Source organism: Lentzea sp. NPDC036949 (assembly GCF_055608075.1).
The window spans coordinates 62,384-76,689 of record NZ_JBVJRA010000010.1 but is presented as its reverse complement, the minus strand read 5'-3'; the positions used below and the strand labels follow the sequence as shown (position 1 = coordinate 76,689).

General features: G+C 71.8%; 16 protein-coding genes. 8 read left to right on the top strand and 8 right to left on the bottom strand.

Annotated elements, in window-relative coordinates; translation table 11 throughout:
- Positions 1-36 precede the first annotated feature (36 nt).
- Genes tal through ACZ7CD_RS26705 form a run of 3 tightly spaced genes read left to right on the top strand, consistent with a single transcriptional unit; the run spans position 37 to position 3,247 of the window.
- On the top strand, positions 37-1,170 hold the full coding sequence (gene tal / locus ACZ7CD_RS26715) for a transaldolase (protein WP_470380052.1): 1,134 nt from the start codon (positions 37-39) through the stop codon (positions 1,168-1,170).
- The gene (locus tag ACZ7CD_RS26710; protein WP_360393738.1) at positions 1,158-2,354 is read left to right on the top strand and encodes a zinc-dependent alcohol dehydrogenase; all 1,197 of its coding nucleotides are present in this window, start codon (positions 1,158-1,160) and stop codon (positions 2,352-2,354) included. The genes tal and ACZ7CD_RS26710 overlap by 13 nt, the downstream gene beginning before the upstream one ends.
- Positions 2,351-3,247 carry an SDR family NAD(P)-dependent oxidoreductase gene (locus ACZ7CD_RS26705; protein ID WP_470379943.1) on the top strand — a complete coding sequence of 299 codons (897 nt, stop codon included), beginning with the start codon at positions 2,351-2,353 and terminating at the stop codon, positions 3,245-3,247. The genes ACZ7CD_RS26710 and ACZ7CD_RS26705 overlap by 4 nt, the downstream gene beginning before the upstream one ends.
- 91 nt (positions 3,248-3,338) lie before the next feature.
- Here the strand turns inward: ACZ7CD_RS26705 and ACZ7CD_RS26700 are convergent, their stop codons facing one another.
- The 5 genes from ACZ7CD_RS26700 to ACZ7CD_RS26680 all read right to left on the bottom strand — a co-directional run bounded on the left by ACZ7CD_RS26700 (position 3,339) and on the right by ACZ7CD_RS26680 (position 7,372).
- Complete coding sequence (locus tag ACZ7CD_RS26700; RefSeq protein WP_470379942.1) at positions 3,339-4,625, bottom strand: glycosyltransferase; 1,287 nt, start codon at positions 4,623-4,625, stop codon at positions 3,339-3,341.
- A 153-nt stretch (positions 4,626-4,778) separates the two neighbouring features.
- A complete protein-coding gene (locus ACZ7CD_RS26695; protein WP_470379941.1) occupies positions 4,779-5,546 on the bottom strand; it encodes an ANTAR domain-containing protein in 768 nt (255 codons plus the stop codon).
- 68 nt (positions 5,547-5,614) lie between these two features.
- Positions 5,615-6,316: a GAF and ANTAR domain-containing protein gene (locus ACZ7CD_RS26690; protein WP_470374922.1), complete on the bottom strand. Its 702-nt coding sequence runs from the start codon at positions 6,314-6,316 to the stop codon at positions 5,615-5,617.
- 333 nt (positions 6,317-6,649) lie between these two features.
- Positions 6,650-6,877 carry a DUF2188 domain-containing protein gene (locus ACZ7CD_RS26685; protein WP_360393150.1) on the bottom strand — a complete coding sequence of 76 codons (228 nt, stop codon included), beginning with the start codon at positions 6,875-6,877 and terminating at the stop codon, positions 6,650-6,652.
- A 291-nt stretch (positions 6,878-7,168) separates the two neighbouring features.
- Entirely contained in the window at positions 7,169-7,372 is a 204-nt protein-coding gene (locus tag ACZ7CD_RS26680; protein ID WP_086661517.1) for a cold-shock protein, read from the bottom strand.
- A gap of 523 nt (positions 7,373-7,895) precedes the next feature.
- On the opposite strand from ACZ7CD_RS26680, the gene ACZ7CD_RS26675 reads away from it, so the two are divergent.
- The 3 genes from ACZ7CD_RS26675 to ACZ7CD_RS26665 all read left to right on the top strand — a co-directional run bounded on the left by ACZ7CD_RS26675 (position 7,896) and on the right by ACZ7CD_RS26665 (position 9,993).
- Entirely contained in the window at positions 7,896-8,531 is a 636-nt protein-coding gene (locus tag ACZ7CD_RS26675) for a TetR/AcrR family transcriptional regulator (protein WP_360393153.1), read from the top strand.
- Positions 8,532-8,614: 83 nt separating this feature from the next.
- Positions 8,615-9,325: a hypothetical protein gene (locus ACZ7CD_RS26670; protein WP_360393156.1), complete on the top strand. Its 711-nt coding sequence runs from the start codon at positions 8,615-8,617 to the stop codon at positions 9,323-9,325.
- Entirely contained in the window at positions 9,322-9,993 is a 672-nt protein-coding gene (locus ACZ7CD_RS26665; RefSeq protein ID WP_360393159.1) for a DUF4166 domain-containing protein, read from the top strand. The genes ACZ7CD_RS26670 and ACZ7CD_RS26665 overlap by 4 nt, the downstream gene beginning before the upstream one ends.
- Before the next feature lie 4 nt (positions 9,994-9,997).
- On the opposite strand, the gene ACZ7CD_RS26660 is transcribed toward ACZ7CD_RS26665, so the two are convergent.
- On the bottom strand, positions 9,998-10,588 hold the full coding sequence (locus ACZ7CD_RS26660) for a TetR/AcrR family transcriptional regulator (protein ID WP_470379940.1): 591 nt from the start codon (positions 10,586-10,588) through the stop codon (positions 9,998-10,000).
- 86 nt (positions 10,589-10,674) lie between these two features.
- Between ACZ7CD_RS26660 and ACZ7CD_RS26655 the strand changes: the two genes are divergently transcribed.
- Positions 10,675-11,424, top strand: coding sequence for an SDR family NAD(P)-dependent oxidoreductase (locus tag ACZ7CD_RS26655; protein ID WP_360393164.1), 750 nt, complete (start codon positions 10,675-10,677; stop codon positions 11,422-11,424).
- A 264-nt stretch (positions 11,425-11,688) separates the two neighbouring features.
- Here ACZ7CD_RS26655 and ACZ7CD_RS26650 read toward each other — a convergent pair whose 3' ends face one another.
- Positions 11,689-12,549, bottom strand: a complete 861-nt coding sequence (locus ACZ7CD_RS26650) for an enoyl-CoA hydratase/isomerase family protein (protein WP_470371090.1) — start codon at positions 12,547-12,549, stop codon at positions 11,689-11,691.
- 81 nt (positions 12,550-12,630) lie between these two features.
- Between ACZ7CD_RS26650 and ACZ7CD_RS26645 the strand changes: the two genes are divergently transcribed.
- A complete protein-coding gene (locus tag ACZ7CD_RS26645; RefSeq protein ID WP_470371089.1) occupies positions 12,631-13,215 on the top strand; it encodes a TetR/AcrR family transcriptional regulator in 585 nt (194 codons plus the stop codon).
- 2 nt (positions 13,216-13,217) lie between these two features.
- Here ACZ7CD_RS26645 and ACZ7CD_RS26640 read toward each other — a convergent pair whose 3' ends face one another.
- Positions 13,218-14,006, bottom strand: coding sequence for an HD domain-containing protein (locus tag ACZ7CD_RS26640; protein WP_360393173.1), 789 nt, complete (start codon positions 14,004-14,006; stop codon positions 13,218-13,220).
- Positions 14,007-14,306 lie beyond the last annotated feature (300 nt).

Below are 14,306 nucleotides of genomic sequence, written 5' to 3'. Positions count from 1 at the left end.
CCACCAGGATTTCCCGACCACGGAGGCATCATGGCCATGGGCCACGACCCGCTCACCGAACTCGCCGCCGCAGGCGTGTCCATCTGGCTCGACGACCTGTCCCGCGAGCTCCTCTCCGACGGCCGCCTGAAGGCGCTGGTCGCGGACCGCGGGGTCGTCGGCATCACCACCAACCCGACGATCTTCGCCTCCGCGCTGGCACGCGGCGAGCGCTACACACCGCAGCTCAGGCGCCTCGCGGAGGCAGAGGCGAGCGTCGAGGACACGGTCTTCGCCATCACGACCGACGACGTCCGGGCGGCCTGTCAGGTCCTGCGCCCGGTGTACGACCGCACGGGCGGTGTCGACGGCAGGGTGTCGCTGGAGGTCGACCCCGGCCTCGCCCACGACCCGCAGGCCACCGTCGACCGCGCCCGTCTGCTCTGGTCGGTGGTGGACGAGCCGAACCTGCTCATCAAGATCCCGGCCACCACCGCCGGACTGGACGCGATCACCGCGGTCATCAGTGAGGGCATCAGCGTCAACGTCACGCTCATCTTCTCCCTGGACCGCTACCGCGAGGTGGTCGACGCCCACGTCACCGGTCTGGAGGCGGCCCGGCTCAACGGGCACGACCTGGCCGGCATCCACTCGGTGGCCTCGTTCTTCGTCTCCCGCGTGGACACCGAGATCGACGCGCGCCTCGACGCCATCGGCACCGACCGCGCGCTCGCGGCCAAGGGAAAGGCGGCGATCGCCAACGCCCGCCTCGCCCACGAGATCCACGTGTCGAGCCTGACCACGCAGCGCTGGCGCCACCTGGCCGAGGCGGGAGCCCGGCCACAACGGCCCCTGTGGGCCTCCACGGGGGTGAAGGACCCCGCCTACCCGGACACGATGTACGTGTCCGAACTGGCCATCCCGGGCACCGTCAACACCATGCCCGGGCCCACCCTGGAAGCCTTCGCCGACCACGGCTCGGTACCACCTCTCGTGCCGGGGGAGCTCTACGGCCCCGCCCGCGACGTGCTCAGCGAGATCGGCCGGCTCGGGATCGACTACCGCGAGGTCACCGACGAGCTGGAACGCCAGGGGGTCCGCAAGTTCACCGACAGCTGGGACGAGCTCGCGGACACCGTCCGCGGTCAGCTCGGCCGTGACCTGACCGAGGAGATGTCATCAAAGCGCTGACATGGCAAGGCAATGAGAACGTCGAGGTCGTCGACGTGCCGGACCCGCGCATCGAGGAACCGACCGACGCGGTCGTCCGGGTCACCTCGACCGCCATCTGCGGATCGGACCTGCACCTGTACGGGGTGCTGGGGCCCTACCTGAAACCGGGTGACGTGCTCGGCCACGAGGCGATGGGCGTCGTCGAGGAGGTGGGCGCCGAGGCGGCCGGCCACCTCAAGGTGGGCGACCGCGTCGTGGTGCCGTTCAACATCTCGTGCGGGCACTGCTGGATGTGCGAGCGCGACCTGTTCGCGCAGTGCGAGACGACGCAGGTGCGCGGCGAGGGCAAGGGCGCGAGCCTGTTCGGCTACACCTCGCTCTACGGTTCGGTGCCCGGCGGCCAGGCCGAGTACCTGCGGGTGCCGCAGGCCCAGTTCGGGCCGATCGTCGTCCCGGACGGCACGCCCGACGAGCAGTTCCTGTTCCTGTCCGACATCCTGCCGACCGCGTGGCAGGCGGTGCGGTACGCCGACGTGCCACCGGGCGGCACCGTCGCCGTGCTCGGCCTCGGCCCGGTCGGGCAGTTCGCCGTCCGGATCGCGCGGCTGCTCGGCGCCGGCCGTGTGATCGGCGTGGACCGGGTGCCCGAACGTCTCGCGCTGGCCGAACGGCACGGCGCGGAACCCGTCGACTTCGACGAGTTCGGCGGCTCCGACGAGCTCGCCGCCGCGCTGGTCGAGATGGTGGACGGCCGCGGTCCGGACGCCACCATCGACGCCGTCGGCATGGAGGCGCACGGCGGGGGTGCCGTCGCCCTGGCGCAGAAGGCCGCGGGACTGCTCCCCGACGCGCTGGCGCAGAAGGTGGTCGACAAGCTGGCCGTCGACCGGCTCGACGCCCTGCACACCGCTCTGAAGGGCGTGCGGCGCGGCGGCACGGTGTCGGTGTCCGGTGTGTACGGTGGAGAGCTCGACGCGATGCCGATGATGGAGATGTTCGACCGCGGTATCCAGCTGCGCATGGGACAGGCCCACGTGCGCCGCTGGACCGACGACATCCTGCCGTTCGTGCTCGACCCGGCCGATCCGCTCGGCACCCTGGACCTGACCACGCACCGCCTCCCGCTCGCCGACGCCGCGCACGGGTACGAGGTGTTCCGCGCCAAGAGCGACGGCTGCGTGAAGGTGGTGCTGAACCCGTGACGGGGCGCGTCGTGCTCGTGGTCGGGGCCAGCAGCGGGATCGGGCTCGCCGCGGCGACGGCGTTCGCCTTCCGCGGGGACGACGTCGTGCTGGTCTCCCGCAGCGGAGAGGCGCTCGACGCCGCGGAGAAGGCCTGCCGCGCGGTGGGCGTGGCCGCGGTGGACGTCGTCGTCGACGACGTCGGAGATCCCGCCGCCGCCGACCGGATCGTCACGAAGGCGCTGGAGCTGCACGGCCGCATCGACGTCGTCGTGCACACCGCCACGGTGATGGCCTACGGACCCGTCGAGTCGATGCCCGCGGCCGTGTTCACCTCGGTCGTCGACACCGCGGTCCACGGCACGCTCCACCTCGCCCAAGCGGTCCTGCCGGTCCTGCGGCGTCAGCGCACGGGGGTGTTCATCGGGGTGAACTCACTGCTCGGCTCGATCACCGTTCCGCGGATGGGCGCCTACACCGCGGCCAAGTGGGGCCAGCGCGCGCTGCTGCGCACCCTCCAACAGGAAACCCGCGACGAACGAGGCGTGCACGTGTGCATCGTCAGCCCCGGCAGCGTCAACACCCCGGTGTACGACCAGGCCGCCAACTACGGCGGACGTGCGGCACGCCCACCGGTCCCGGTGCTGAGCCCGGATCGCGTCGCCGCCGCGATCGTGCGCCTGGCCGACCGGCCGCGCCGGCACGTCTCCGTGCCGGTCGGCCCGGCGAACCCGTTGATCGTCTCGGTGTTCCGCTGCCTGCCGGAGCTCTACGACCGGCTCGTCGGGCCGCTGTTCCGCCTCGCGGCACTGACGAGGGAGACGGTCTCACCCACCTCCGGCAACGTGTTCGAGCCGGTCGCGGCACGGGAGAGGGCGTACGGGCGTTGGCCGGCCAGGCGGCGCCGGTGGTGACGGCGGTGCCCCCGTGACGTGCGGTGGTGGTCGGGGGCGGTGGCGTCCGGCGTATCGGTGTCCGGGGCGGCGGCGGGGGGAGCCGCCGCGCTCACCTCGGTGTCGACCCCGTCCGCGCGCGGGAGGACCGCGACCCGACCACCGAGGTACCGGCACTGCGGGCGTTCACCGCCGTGGAGTAGGTGCGCACCAGGTCGGAGGCGACCCGCTGCCACGAGTACCGCGCCTGTGCCCTGTCGTGTCCTGCGACGCTGAGCAGATCGCGGTACGTGCCGTCGGCGAGCAGGGCCCTCAACGCCTTGGCGGTCGCCTCCGGCCGGTCGCGCGGGACCAGCACCCCGGTCAGCCCGTCCACCACGAGGTCGACCAGACCGCCGACCGGGGTGGCGAGAACAGGAGTGCCACAGGCCATCGCCTCCAGCGCCACGCCACTGGACGACTGGTGCCTCGGCGTGCACACCACGACGTCAGCGGACCGCAGCAGCACGGGCAGCTGCGCGTAGGGCACGTGGCCCGCGAACACGACGCGGTCGCCGACACCCGTCGAACGGGCCAGCGCGAGCAGCCTCCTGCTCTCCGCGTCACCGCGGACGTCGCCCTGCGCGCCCCCGCCGGCGATCACCAGCTCTTTGTTGTCCACAGTGGACAGGATGCGGATCAGGTCGTCGAACCCCTTGTGCGGCAAGAGCCTGCCCACCGAGACGATCCTGCGCGGAGGATTCCGGTCGGTGGTCCCCTGTCCTGCCGCGAACAGGTCGAGATCGACGCCGGTGGGCACCACGACGAGCTTCGACCGGTCCACGCCCATCCCCAGCACGGCCCGCGCCTCCGCGGACGAGGTCGCGACGACGCGGGTGGCCTCGTGACCGACGAGCCGCTCCACGGTGCGGCGTTTGGTGGAGTCGCGGTCCGTCGCACAGCGGTCCTGCGGTTGCGCCGGGCCCAGCGAGTGGTACGTCTGCACGACGGGCACCAGGCTCCTCCGCGCGCTCAGCACGGCCGCGATGCCGGACTGCCAGCCGTGGGCGTGGGCGACGTCGGGGCGCTGCGAGGTCCAGGCGCGTTCGAGGAACTCGACGAAGTCGCCCGCGTGGCCGAGGACCTCCTCCGCGTCCAGCGCCGCGGCCGGCCCGGCCGGCACGTGCACGACCTCGTAGCCCTGCGGGGTCTGCACGTGCTGCGGAAGGTGCGGGTGGTCGCGCCGCGTGTAGACGACGACCCTGTGGCCGAGCGCGGCCAGGGCGGCGGCGAGCCCCGCCACGTGGCGGCTCTGGCTCCCGGAACCGGTCACACCCGGATCGGTCAGCGGACTGGCTTGCTGGGACACGAGCGCGATCCTCTTGCGCGTGAACGCGATCGACTCGGTGCTGACGCCCACGGCGTTCTCCTCACGACGAGGTGATGAGACCGCGGGTCCGGGCGGTTGTTCCTTGTTACCAGCGAGATCAGACTACCCGGACCCGGTGGGTCCCACACGCGGTGACGCGGTGAGCGCAGCCCGCGGTCGGCGTGCGGGCGACGTGAGTCGGAATCACACGTCGGAAGGACGACGCCGCACCGAGAGCAGGTCCTCGGGCCGCAGCTCTCCGACGACGAGCTCCCTGGCCACGTCGGCCAGGCGGCGACCGCCGTTGCGCGCATAGCTGCGCAGTGTGTGGAACGCCTGCTCCATCTCAATATCCCCGGCGAACGCCAGCACCCCCTTGGCCTGCTCTATGACGACCCGGCTGTTCAACGCCGTCTGCAGCTGCTCGGTGACGACCTCACCGCGCCGGATCGCGCGCTCCTGCAAGATCCCGATCGTCGCCGTGTCCGCCAGCGCGCGCACGACCAGCAGGTCCTCGTCGTTGAGCAGCCCGGTCTCGCGGCGGAACAGGGTCAACGTCCCGATGGTCTCGCGGCGCAACCTCATCGGCACCGCGTGCACGGAGGCGAAACCCTCCTCGACGGCGCGCGGTGCGAACCGGGGCCACCGCCGCACCTCCGTCGTCAGGTCCGCGACCAGCACAGCCTCACCGCTGTGCACGCAGTCCATGCACGGGCCCTCGCTCGCCTGGAGCTGGAACAGCTCGAGCATGTGGGTCTGGGCCGACGAGTAGGCCACCACCCGCAGGCCGCCGTGCTGGTCGGACAGCATCAACCCGGCCGCCGTCGCATCCAGCAGGTGGACGCAGTGCTCGACCAGCCGGTGCAGCACGTCCACCACGTCGTAGTCGTCGACGAGCGTGTCCGCCAGCTGGACGAGCGCCCTGAGCAACCGCGACTCCCGCTCTGTCGTGGACAGTGCGTTATCGCTCATCACCAGCTCCTGTCTTGGTCGTCCTGCGGTGGGTGCCGCGCAGGACGGGAGTGCTGTGTCGTACGTGGTCATGTGGCGAGCTCCAGCGGTGACAGCTTGCGGCTCGTGATGTCCCTGGCGATCTCGTCCAGCGACCTGCCCCTCGCGAAGGCGTAGCCCCGCAACCGGGACAGCGCCTCCTCCGCGGGGACGCCGAGGGCGGCGATGAGCATGCCGGTCGCCTGGTGGACCTGTTCGCGACCGGGTGCCATGACGCTGCGGAGGCCGGTGGTGTCGTCGACCTCACCCAGGAGCAGACCGAGCAGCACCGCGGTCACGACGTCGACCACCTCCAGCGCCATGGTGAGCTCGTCAGCCGAAAGCCAGCCGGGCTGCCTGCGGTAGAGGTCGAGCGCGCCGATGCCGATCGCCCCCGCCTGCAGCGGGAACGCGAAGATCGCGCCGATGGGCAGCGCGGCGATGGCAGCCGCGAACACCGGCCACTCCAGGACCGACGCACGGGGCAGGTCGGGAACCAGCACGGGTTTGCGGCTCGCGAACGCCTCGAAGCACGGGCCCTCGCCCAGGGTGAACTGGACGTCCTCGATCTTCGTCGCGATCTCGTCGCTGGCGTACAACGTCTCACGTTCCCGCGGGCTGCTCATCACCGAGATCGAGGCGCCGTCGACCGGCAGCACGTCCACGCACGCGCGGATCACGCGCGCCATGGTGTCGAGCCCGCTCCCGCTGTCCCGAAGCGCGGCCATCACCGCCGCTCGTGCGTCGCTCACCGACCGATGCGGCCCATCAGGTGCGCGCACCTTCGCTCACACCGCCGAACAACGGCCGGTCGTCCACGGCTGGCACAGCATTCCTCCACCACGTCGACTGATTCCAGTCGCTCGTGGACGTAGCGAGGTCTGGGCCCACGCCTTGCGTGACCGCATCAGGTTTAACTTTTTCACCGTACTGCGCGCATGCCCGCGGCGCGCAGTACGGTCTCGCCGGCGGCTTGCGGGCGCGTCGCCGGGCAGGCTCCGCGGTCGCCACCCCGCCGTTCCTCACCCGCCGACCAGGTCGTGCCGTGTTCTCGCACTCCCGGTGCGAGAACACCGACAGCGGCATCAGCGGGGAAAGGTGTGGGGGTCGCGGCCGCGGGGGTAGACGTCGTGCTCGCTGATCACCCCGTCGCGGCCCCGGACGATGTGGTCCACCGCGTGCACGATCGCCATCTCACGACCGTTCGCGGCCGCGTCCTGCTTGGTGAGGTGTGTGCTGGAGACCTGGTCGTTGCCCTGGACCTTGTTCTTCCACCGGCCGTCTTCGAAGTAGGTCTCGATGTCGCCACGCATGGGCTCTCTCCCGTCGGGGTCGCTCGGTCGAGTACCCCGGACGTCGAGCGGCACACCACTCGCGCTCCATCGGCGTGATCAGCCGTGCCGGCGGTGAACGAGGAGTACGCGAAGTCGGTGGCCTGCTCGACCAGCGCACGACGCTCGGTCCGGCTCGGCGCGGCGGGTGGTGGCACCGGAGCCGGCGAGCGGCCACCGCGCACGTCAAAGCCCGGCCGGGATCGGTGGACCCAGGCCGGGCTTCGGTGTGACCAGCTCAGTCCGACGAGCGGACCGGCAGCCGACGCAGAACTAGGCGGGAACGACGTTGTCCGCCTGCGGGCCCTTCTGACCCTGAGTGACCTCGAAGGAGACCTTCTGGCCCTCCTGGAGCTCCCGGTAGCCCTGCGCGGCGATGTTCGAGTAGTGGACGAACACGTCGGCGCCGCCGCCGTCCTGCTCGATGAAGCCGAAGCCCTTTTCGGCGTTGAACCACTTCACGGTTCCGGTAGCCATGTGCACTCCTGTGATGAGTTGGCATCCGCACTGTCGCGGGTGCCTGGGGATCATCCGCCACGGCCTGCGGAAACGCTGAAACAGCAAAAAGCCCGTGATACTGATCACGGGCGAGTTCTACTTCGTAACCATGACTGATGGGGACCACCCTACACCATGATCTCCGGTTGGCGCGAACGCCCGGCCGAATTCGATCAAGTCCGCAGGTCGTGGTCGTGTCGTACGCCCTCGCCGACTGGAGCCGCTGGGGCCGGTGGTGACCTCAGGTCGAGGGGCACGAGGACCGAGTTCGACACCGCCGCCGCACCGAGACGGCAGCGGGGGACCCGACATCCCGCTTCCGCATCGCGCGGGCGACGTGGTGTTCGGCGGGGCGTGGTGACAGGAACGGCTCGTCGGTGACCCGCCGGTCGGTGCGCCCTGTGAGGCCGTGGAGCACCCACCGGTACCGGCGCGTCCGGTGTGCGTCCAGTCGAGGGCCGTCTCACCTCGGGCGCCCGGCGCGGGCCTCTACGGTGATGCCGTGGCCGACACCCGACAACGCCTGATCGACGGCGCGATCGAGACCATTCGCACGCACGGTTTGACCGGCACCACGGCGCGCAGCATCGCGGCCACCGCCGGGGTCAACCAGGCGCTGGTCTTCTACCACTTCGGCACCGTCCACGACCTGCTCCAGGCCGCGTGCCTGGCCGCCACGCAGGCGCGGGTCGAGCTGTTCGCCGAGCGGCTCGAGCAGATCACCGACCTGCGCCGGCTCCTGGAGCTGGGCCGCGCGCTGCACGCCGAGGAACGGGCGCAGGGCAACGTCATGGTGCTCGCCCAGCTGCTGGCCGGCGCCCAGGCCGACCCCCGGCTCGCCGAGGCCACTGCGGCGTCCCTGCGGTTGTGGATCAACCCGATCGAGCGGGCGCTGACCCGGTCGCTGGCCGGCTCCCCGGTCTCCGACCTGATCGACACGGCGGGTCTCGCCCGTGCGGTGAGCGCCGGGTTCATCGGGCTGGAGCTGTACGAGGGCGTCGACCCGGACGGGTCGAAGGCGGCCATGGACGCCCTCGACCGGCTGGCCGTGCTCATCGAGGTGGTGGACGACCTCGGGCCGATCGCGGTGCGCGCGCTGCGCTCCAAACTCCGCAAGACGGCCGGGAAGGCGAAGTAACCCCAGCTCAACGCCCTGTTTGAGCATCTGCTCAAATCCGGCTACCCTCCTGTTTGAGCAACTGCTCAAACAGGAGGGGTGCCATGGCGCGGCGGCGGACGCTCTACGTGGAGACGGTGATCAGGGCCGACCTCGACGACGTGTGGCTGCGGACCCAGGACCCGCACCAGCACCAGCGGTGGGACCTGCGGTTCACCACGATCGACCACCTGCCGAAGGCGGACCAGGACGCGGAGCAGCGCTTCCGGTACTCGGTCCGCGTCCTGCCCGGTCTGGAGGTGGACGGGACCGGGGTCAGCGTCGGTGAGCGGGTCAAGGCCGACGGCTCGCGGACGTCGGCGCTGCGGTTCAGCTCGGCGCACCCGCTGTCCCCGATCCGCGCCGGGTCGGGGTACTGGCGGTACGTGCCGACCGCCGCGGGGGTCCGGTTCCTCACCGGCTACGACTACCGGCCCGGCTGGGGGCGGCTGGGGGCGCTGGCCGACCGCCCGTTCCGCCTGCTGATGGGGTGGGGGACGGCCTGGTCGTTCGACCGGCTCCGGCTGTGGCTCGAACGCGGCGTCCGTCCCGAGGTGTCGTTGCGGTGGGCGCTGCTGGACGCGGGCACGAGGGCCGGTGTCTGCGCCGTGGCCTGGCTGTCCGGGCCCGCCGTGCTCGCCGCGGCCCTCACCCTCGCCGCCCTGCTGGCCCCGCCGCTGCCGTCCACCCCGGCCGCCAGGAGGTGCCGGCGCACGCCGCCGGACCGCCGGTCGTCGACGGCGCCCTCGACCCTGCTGACCTTGGAGCACCCGTGACGTCGATCTTCCAGCGCGCCCTCGGCGCCGACTTCGACCGCCTGCACCCGCAGCTGCAACGCCGGTTCGGCTTCACCAGCGACGACGGCATCGCCTGCGTCGGCACCGGCACGATGGACCGGGTGTGGCACGGGCGCGGCTTCACCCGGCCGTTCCTGTGGCTCGGGGCCAAGCGCCACATCCTGCTCCCCGGCCACGGCAGCGACGTCCCCTTCACCATCGAGAACTACCCCTACCGCGACTCGCTGGGCCGGGAGACGATGACGTTCGTCCGCACCTTCGCCTTCGAGCGGCCCCGGCGGTGGGACGCCACGATGATCTACAGCCCCGAACGCGGCCGTGTCGTGGACTACCTGGGCACCCACCAGCACGTCTCGGTCGACCTCGACCTGTCCGTGGACGACCGCGGCGGGCTGCTGATCCGCAGCGGTGAGCAGCGCTTCCACGAGGGCCCGCTCCACTTCCGCGTCCCCGGCCTGGTGACCGGCGCCGCGACGGTCCGCGAGTCCTACGACGAGGACCTCGGCCGGTTCCGCATCGACGTCGAGGTGACCAACCACCGGTTCGGGCCGCTCTTCGGCTACCGCGGCACCTTCACCTGCGCCTATCCCGAGGGCGGGCGCGTGCCGGACGCCGTCAGGCCGGTCCGGGAGCAGGCCAGGGTCTGACGGCTCAGGGGCGCGGGAGCGCGGCGAGTGCGCTCTCCGCGACCGCCTCCAGGAAGCGCGCGTCCTTGCCCGCCTTGCCCAGGGCCTCCATGCCGCGCAACACCGTGAGCACGAGCGCGGCCAGCCGGTGCGGGTCGGCGCCGGGGGAGAGGTCGCCGTGGCGCTGGCACGCCTCGATGTCGGCGACCAGGAGGCGTTCGAGCTCGTCGAACGTCCGCAGCGCGCGGGCCGCGACGACCGGGTCGTGCTCGGCCAGTTCGGCGGTGCCCTTGGCGAGCAGGCACCCGCGGTGCGCGGTGTCCGCGGCGACGGAGGCCGCGATGCCGTGCACGTGGGCGGTCAGGCGCGTGAAGGCCTCCTCGTCGGGGCCGGTCAGCTCGCGGCGCACCCCGTCCTCGGCCTGCGCGCAGTAGTCGTCGAACACGCGGTGGAACAGCTCCTGCTTGCCGCCGAAGGCGCCGTACAGGCTGCCCTTGCCCAGGTCGGTGGCCGCGGCGACGGCGTCCATGGTGGTGCCGGCGTACCCCGCCGACCAGAACTGGTCGCGTGCGGCGGCCAGGACGGCTGACTCGTCGAACTTCCGCGGACGTGGCATGCCTCATCGTACCCAGTTCTTGACTGAATCGTCCATAAGTGCCTACGTTATGGACGAACCAGTCAAGAACTAGGGAGTGGTGCTTCATGTCCGGTGTGCTCGCCGACAAGGTGGCCGTGGTGACCGGCGGCAACAGCGGGATCGGGTTGGCCATCACGCGCAGGTTCGTCGCCGAAGGCGCACGGGTCTTCGTCACCGGCCGCAGGCAGGAGCAGCTCGACGCGGTCGCGGCCGAGCTGGGTGACGCGGTCGTGCCCGTGCGGGCCGACGTCGGGAAGCTCGCCGACCTCGACGCCCTCTACGCCGTCGTGCGCGAGAAGGCGGGGCGGATCGACGTGCTCGCCGCCAACGCGGGCGGTGGCGTGATGGCGCCGTTGGAGGAGATCACCGAGGAGCAGTTCGACAGCACGTTCGCCGGCAACGTCAAGGGTGTCATCTTCGGACTGCAGAAGGCGCTGCCGCTGCTGTCGCCCGGTGCGTCGGTGATCGTCACGGGCTCGACCAGCTCGCTCCGGCCGGACCCGGGGCTGGAGGTCTACGGCGCCTCGAAGGCCGCGGTGCGCAACCTCGTCCGCAGCTGGGCGCGCGACGCGAAGACGCGCGGCTTCCGCGTCAACGTGCTCAGCCCCGGCCCGACCGAGACGCCGGGCCTGGTCGGCCTGGTGGCGGAGGACCAGCGGTCCGGGTTCCTCGACGAGCTCGCGAGCGCCGTGCCGCTGGGCCGGGTCGCCGACCCGGACGAGATCGCCGCGGCCGCGCTCTTCCTCGCCTCGGACGCCGCGAGCTTCGTCAACGGGGCGGAGCTGTTCGTGGACGGCGGCTACGTCCAGGTGTGACCGCGGCACCGGGTGCCGGTGTCCTCCCCGGTGGGCAGTGGCGGCAGGTCGCAGGGGCCGCTCCGGTGGTCGTGCAGGGCCGGCCGCCGTGCTCGCGGTGCCGCACCCACGCCGGTTTCGTCTTGTCCGTGCGGGACATCTCGTTCCTCCGGAACCAGCCACCCGTGCTCCCGGACCCTCCGGGCGGGCGGCTGGGGCGTCCGCTTCACCGCGCCCACCTCCTGCCGATCCGCACCGCCCACGTCACCGGCGTCGCCGTGCCGGTCAGAGCCCGTCGAGGAGACCTTCGAGGTCGCGTTCCCCCTCGCGGGTCTGCACGCCGGCGGCGAGCTGGCGGTGGGCGGACGCGACCATGTCCTCGGTGAACAGCGAGTACAGGGCGGCGTTCTCCACGGCGTAGGCCTCGTGGGGGATCTTCGGCGCGATGGTCTCGACGGTGGCCTTGATCGCGGCGACGACCTCGGGGCGTAGGCGGGCGATCCGGCGGGCCAGCCGGTCGACGAACGCGTCGATCTCGTCGGCGGGCAGCGCCCGGTTGACCAGGCCGTACCGCTCGGCCAGCTCGGCGTCGACCAGGTCGGTCCCGAGCAGCACCTCCAGCGCGCGTTCCCGGCCGAGCAGCCGGGTCATCAGCACGGTGCCACCGCCGCCGGGGAGGATGTCCATGACGGCTTCCGGCTGCGCCTGACCGGACCGGCCGATGGCCGCGAAGCGCAGGTCGAGCGCCATCAGGAACTCGTTGCCCGCGCCACGGGCGAAGCCGGCGATCTTGCCGATGGTCACCTGCGGCAGCCCGCGCACCTCGTCGGCAACGGCCTGGAGGATGTTCATGCCGTCCGGGACGGGCGCGTCCGGCGCGGCGGCGATCGCGGCGGCGGTGGCGGCGGGCAACGCCGCTGGGTCGGTCAGGTAGGCCATGTCGCCGTGTGCGCTGAAGAACTCCGGGTCCGCGCTGTCGAACACCACGACGCGCACGCCGGTGTCGTGGCGCACCCGGTTGACGAAGCCGCGCAACGACGGCACCAGCACACCGTCCATCAGGTTCAGCGGCGGGTGGTCGAGCGTGGCGGTGGCGATGCCGTCGGCCACGGAGATCCGCAGCCCGGTCAGGTCGTCGTAGGTCATCTACACTCCTGCGATAAGTGGGGAGCTTCCCCGGATGCGAGTATGTGGGGACACTCCCCACTTTGTCGAGGAGGAGTTGCGTTGGCTGGAACACGCCCTCTTCGCGCTGACGCCCAGCGCAACCGCGACGCGATCCTGGCCGCCGCGCGGGAGACGTTCGAGGCGGAGGGAGTGCTCGCCTCGCTCGACGCGATCGCGTTGCGCGCCGGCGTCGGCAACGCCACCCTCTACCGGAACTTCCCCACCCGCGACGACCTGGTGGCCGCCGTCATCGAGGGCTTCTATGCCCGTGCGCTGGCCGAGGCCGACGAGCTGTCCCGTGCACTGCCTCCGGCCGAGGCACTGGCCGAGTGGCTGGTGCGGGTGGGCTGGGGACTGCGGATCTGGCACGACCTGCCGGTGTGCCTCGCGACCGCGCACGACGACGACAGCTCGGCGTTGCACTCCGCGAACGCACCGCTGGTGGAACGGGTCGGGGTGCTGCTGGACGCGGCCGAGGAGGCAGGGCAGGTGGCGGGGGAGATCAGCGCCGACGAGGTGTTCGAGCTGGTGCTGGCGCTGTCCTGGGCCATCGACCGGTTCGGGGACGACGAGGAGAAGGCGCGGCGGCGGGTGGTGATGGCGACAGCGGGGATCTTCCGGTGGCCGGAGGCCGGCCGCGGCTGAGGTCAGCTCGCCCGGCGCAGCAGCCGGTGGATGCGGCGCACCGCGGCCAGCCGCTCCTCGCCGTTGAGCGCGAGCGCGCGCACCACCGGGTCGTCGGGGCCACGACGCCGGCGGATCTCCGCGAGCCGGGCCTCGACCGTGATCGCGTGGCCGTCGGGGCAGGTGGACATGTCGGCGTACCAGAGCGCGTCGCGCAGCCGGCCGCGTTCGTCGGGGAACTCCGCCAAGGCGCCGGCCAGACCGGTCAGCTCGGCGACGGCGGCGGCACCGGAGTGGTGGGCGACGAGACCGCACAGCAGCGGGGACATCCCGGCGCGGCGCAGGTAGCGGGCGCCGTCGACCGGGTGCAGGCCCGTGTCGGCCAGCTCGGAGGCGTAGCCGATGTCGTGCACCCAGGCGGCCGCCACCAGCAGGTCCCGCTGGCCGGCGGGCAGGACGCGGGCCACCTGCTCGGCGCGGCGGGCCACGCCGGCGGTGTGCGACCAGCGGCGGGGGAGCTCGGTGGCGAGCAGGCGGCGGGCGGTGTTGCGGGCCCAGGCCGACAGCCACGTGCCCGGCAGCTCCGGTGAGCCGGAGGAGAAGCCCTGCGCGGAGGCCCGCACCGAGCGCTCCACCAGCAGCGGGACGTAGTCGCGCACGCGCGCGCCGCCGAAGCGGGCGATGGCGCGTTCGACCCACTCGTGCACCAGGCTCGGTGGCACCTCGTCGTGGTCGCGGACCAGCCGCGCCTCCAGCCGCCTGATCCGCTCGGCCACCTGATGCCCGGTCGCAGGCGACGTGGTCGTCAGCACGCCGACCACCGTAACCCACGGACCGCTGATCGCCGATGATCCAGTCGGCCGCTCCGCCGCGCTCTCACTCCGCGTTGACCCATCGGCCTCGAACGGTGTCGCAAAGTAGTGGGAAATGCGTGTTTCAAACTAATTCAGATCGCTGACCTGGAGCAAAAGAAAAACTTCCACTTTCGAGTGAACCGGCACCCGTGGGGCACCGAATGCCTCGATGACAGGTGCTGGTTCAGCGAAAGGGGGTGATACGCATGAAATCAACATGTTCTACAACGCTGCGGCGAACTCTGGGAGTGGCCGGGT

What these genes read in the sequence shown, in the direction of transcription:
- ACZ7CD_RS26660 (WP_470379940.1), bottom strand. Translation starts at nt 10,588, where the DNA reads ATGCCACGTCCGCGGAAGTTCGACGAGTCAGCCGTCCTGGCCGCCGCA.
- ACZ7CD_RS26650 (WP_470371090.1), bottom strand. Translation starts at nt 12,549, where the DNA reads ATGACCTACGACGACCTGACCGGGCTGCGGATCTCCGTGGCCGACGGC.
- tal (WP_470380052.1), top strand. Translation starts at nt 37, where the DNA reads ATGGGCCACGACCCGCTCACCGAACTCGCCGCCGCAGGCGTGTCCATC.
- ACZ7CD_RS26655 (WP_360393164.1), top strand. Translation starts at nt 10,675, where the DNA reads ATGTCCGGTGTGCTCGCCGACAAGGTGGCCGTGGTGACCGGCGGCAAC.
- ACZ7CD_RS26680 (WP_086661517.1), bottom strand. Translation starts at nt 7,372, where the DNA reads ATGGCTACCGGAACCGTGAAGTGGTTCAACGCCGAAAAGGGCTTCGGC.
- ACZ7CD_RS26695 (WP_470379941.1), bottom strand. Translation starts at nt 5,546, where the DNA reads ATGAGCGATAACGCACTGTCCACGACAGAGCGGGAGTCGCGGTTGCTC.
- ACZ7CD_RS26685 (WP_360393150.1), bottom strand. Translation starts at nt 6,877, where the DNA reads ATGCGTGGCGACATCGAGACCTACTTCGAAGACGGCCGGTGGAAGAAC.
- ACZ7CD_RS26670 (WP_360393156.1), top strand. Translation starts at nt 8,615, where the DNA reads ATGGCGCGGCGGCGGACGCTCTACGTGGAGACGGTGATCAGGGCCGAC.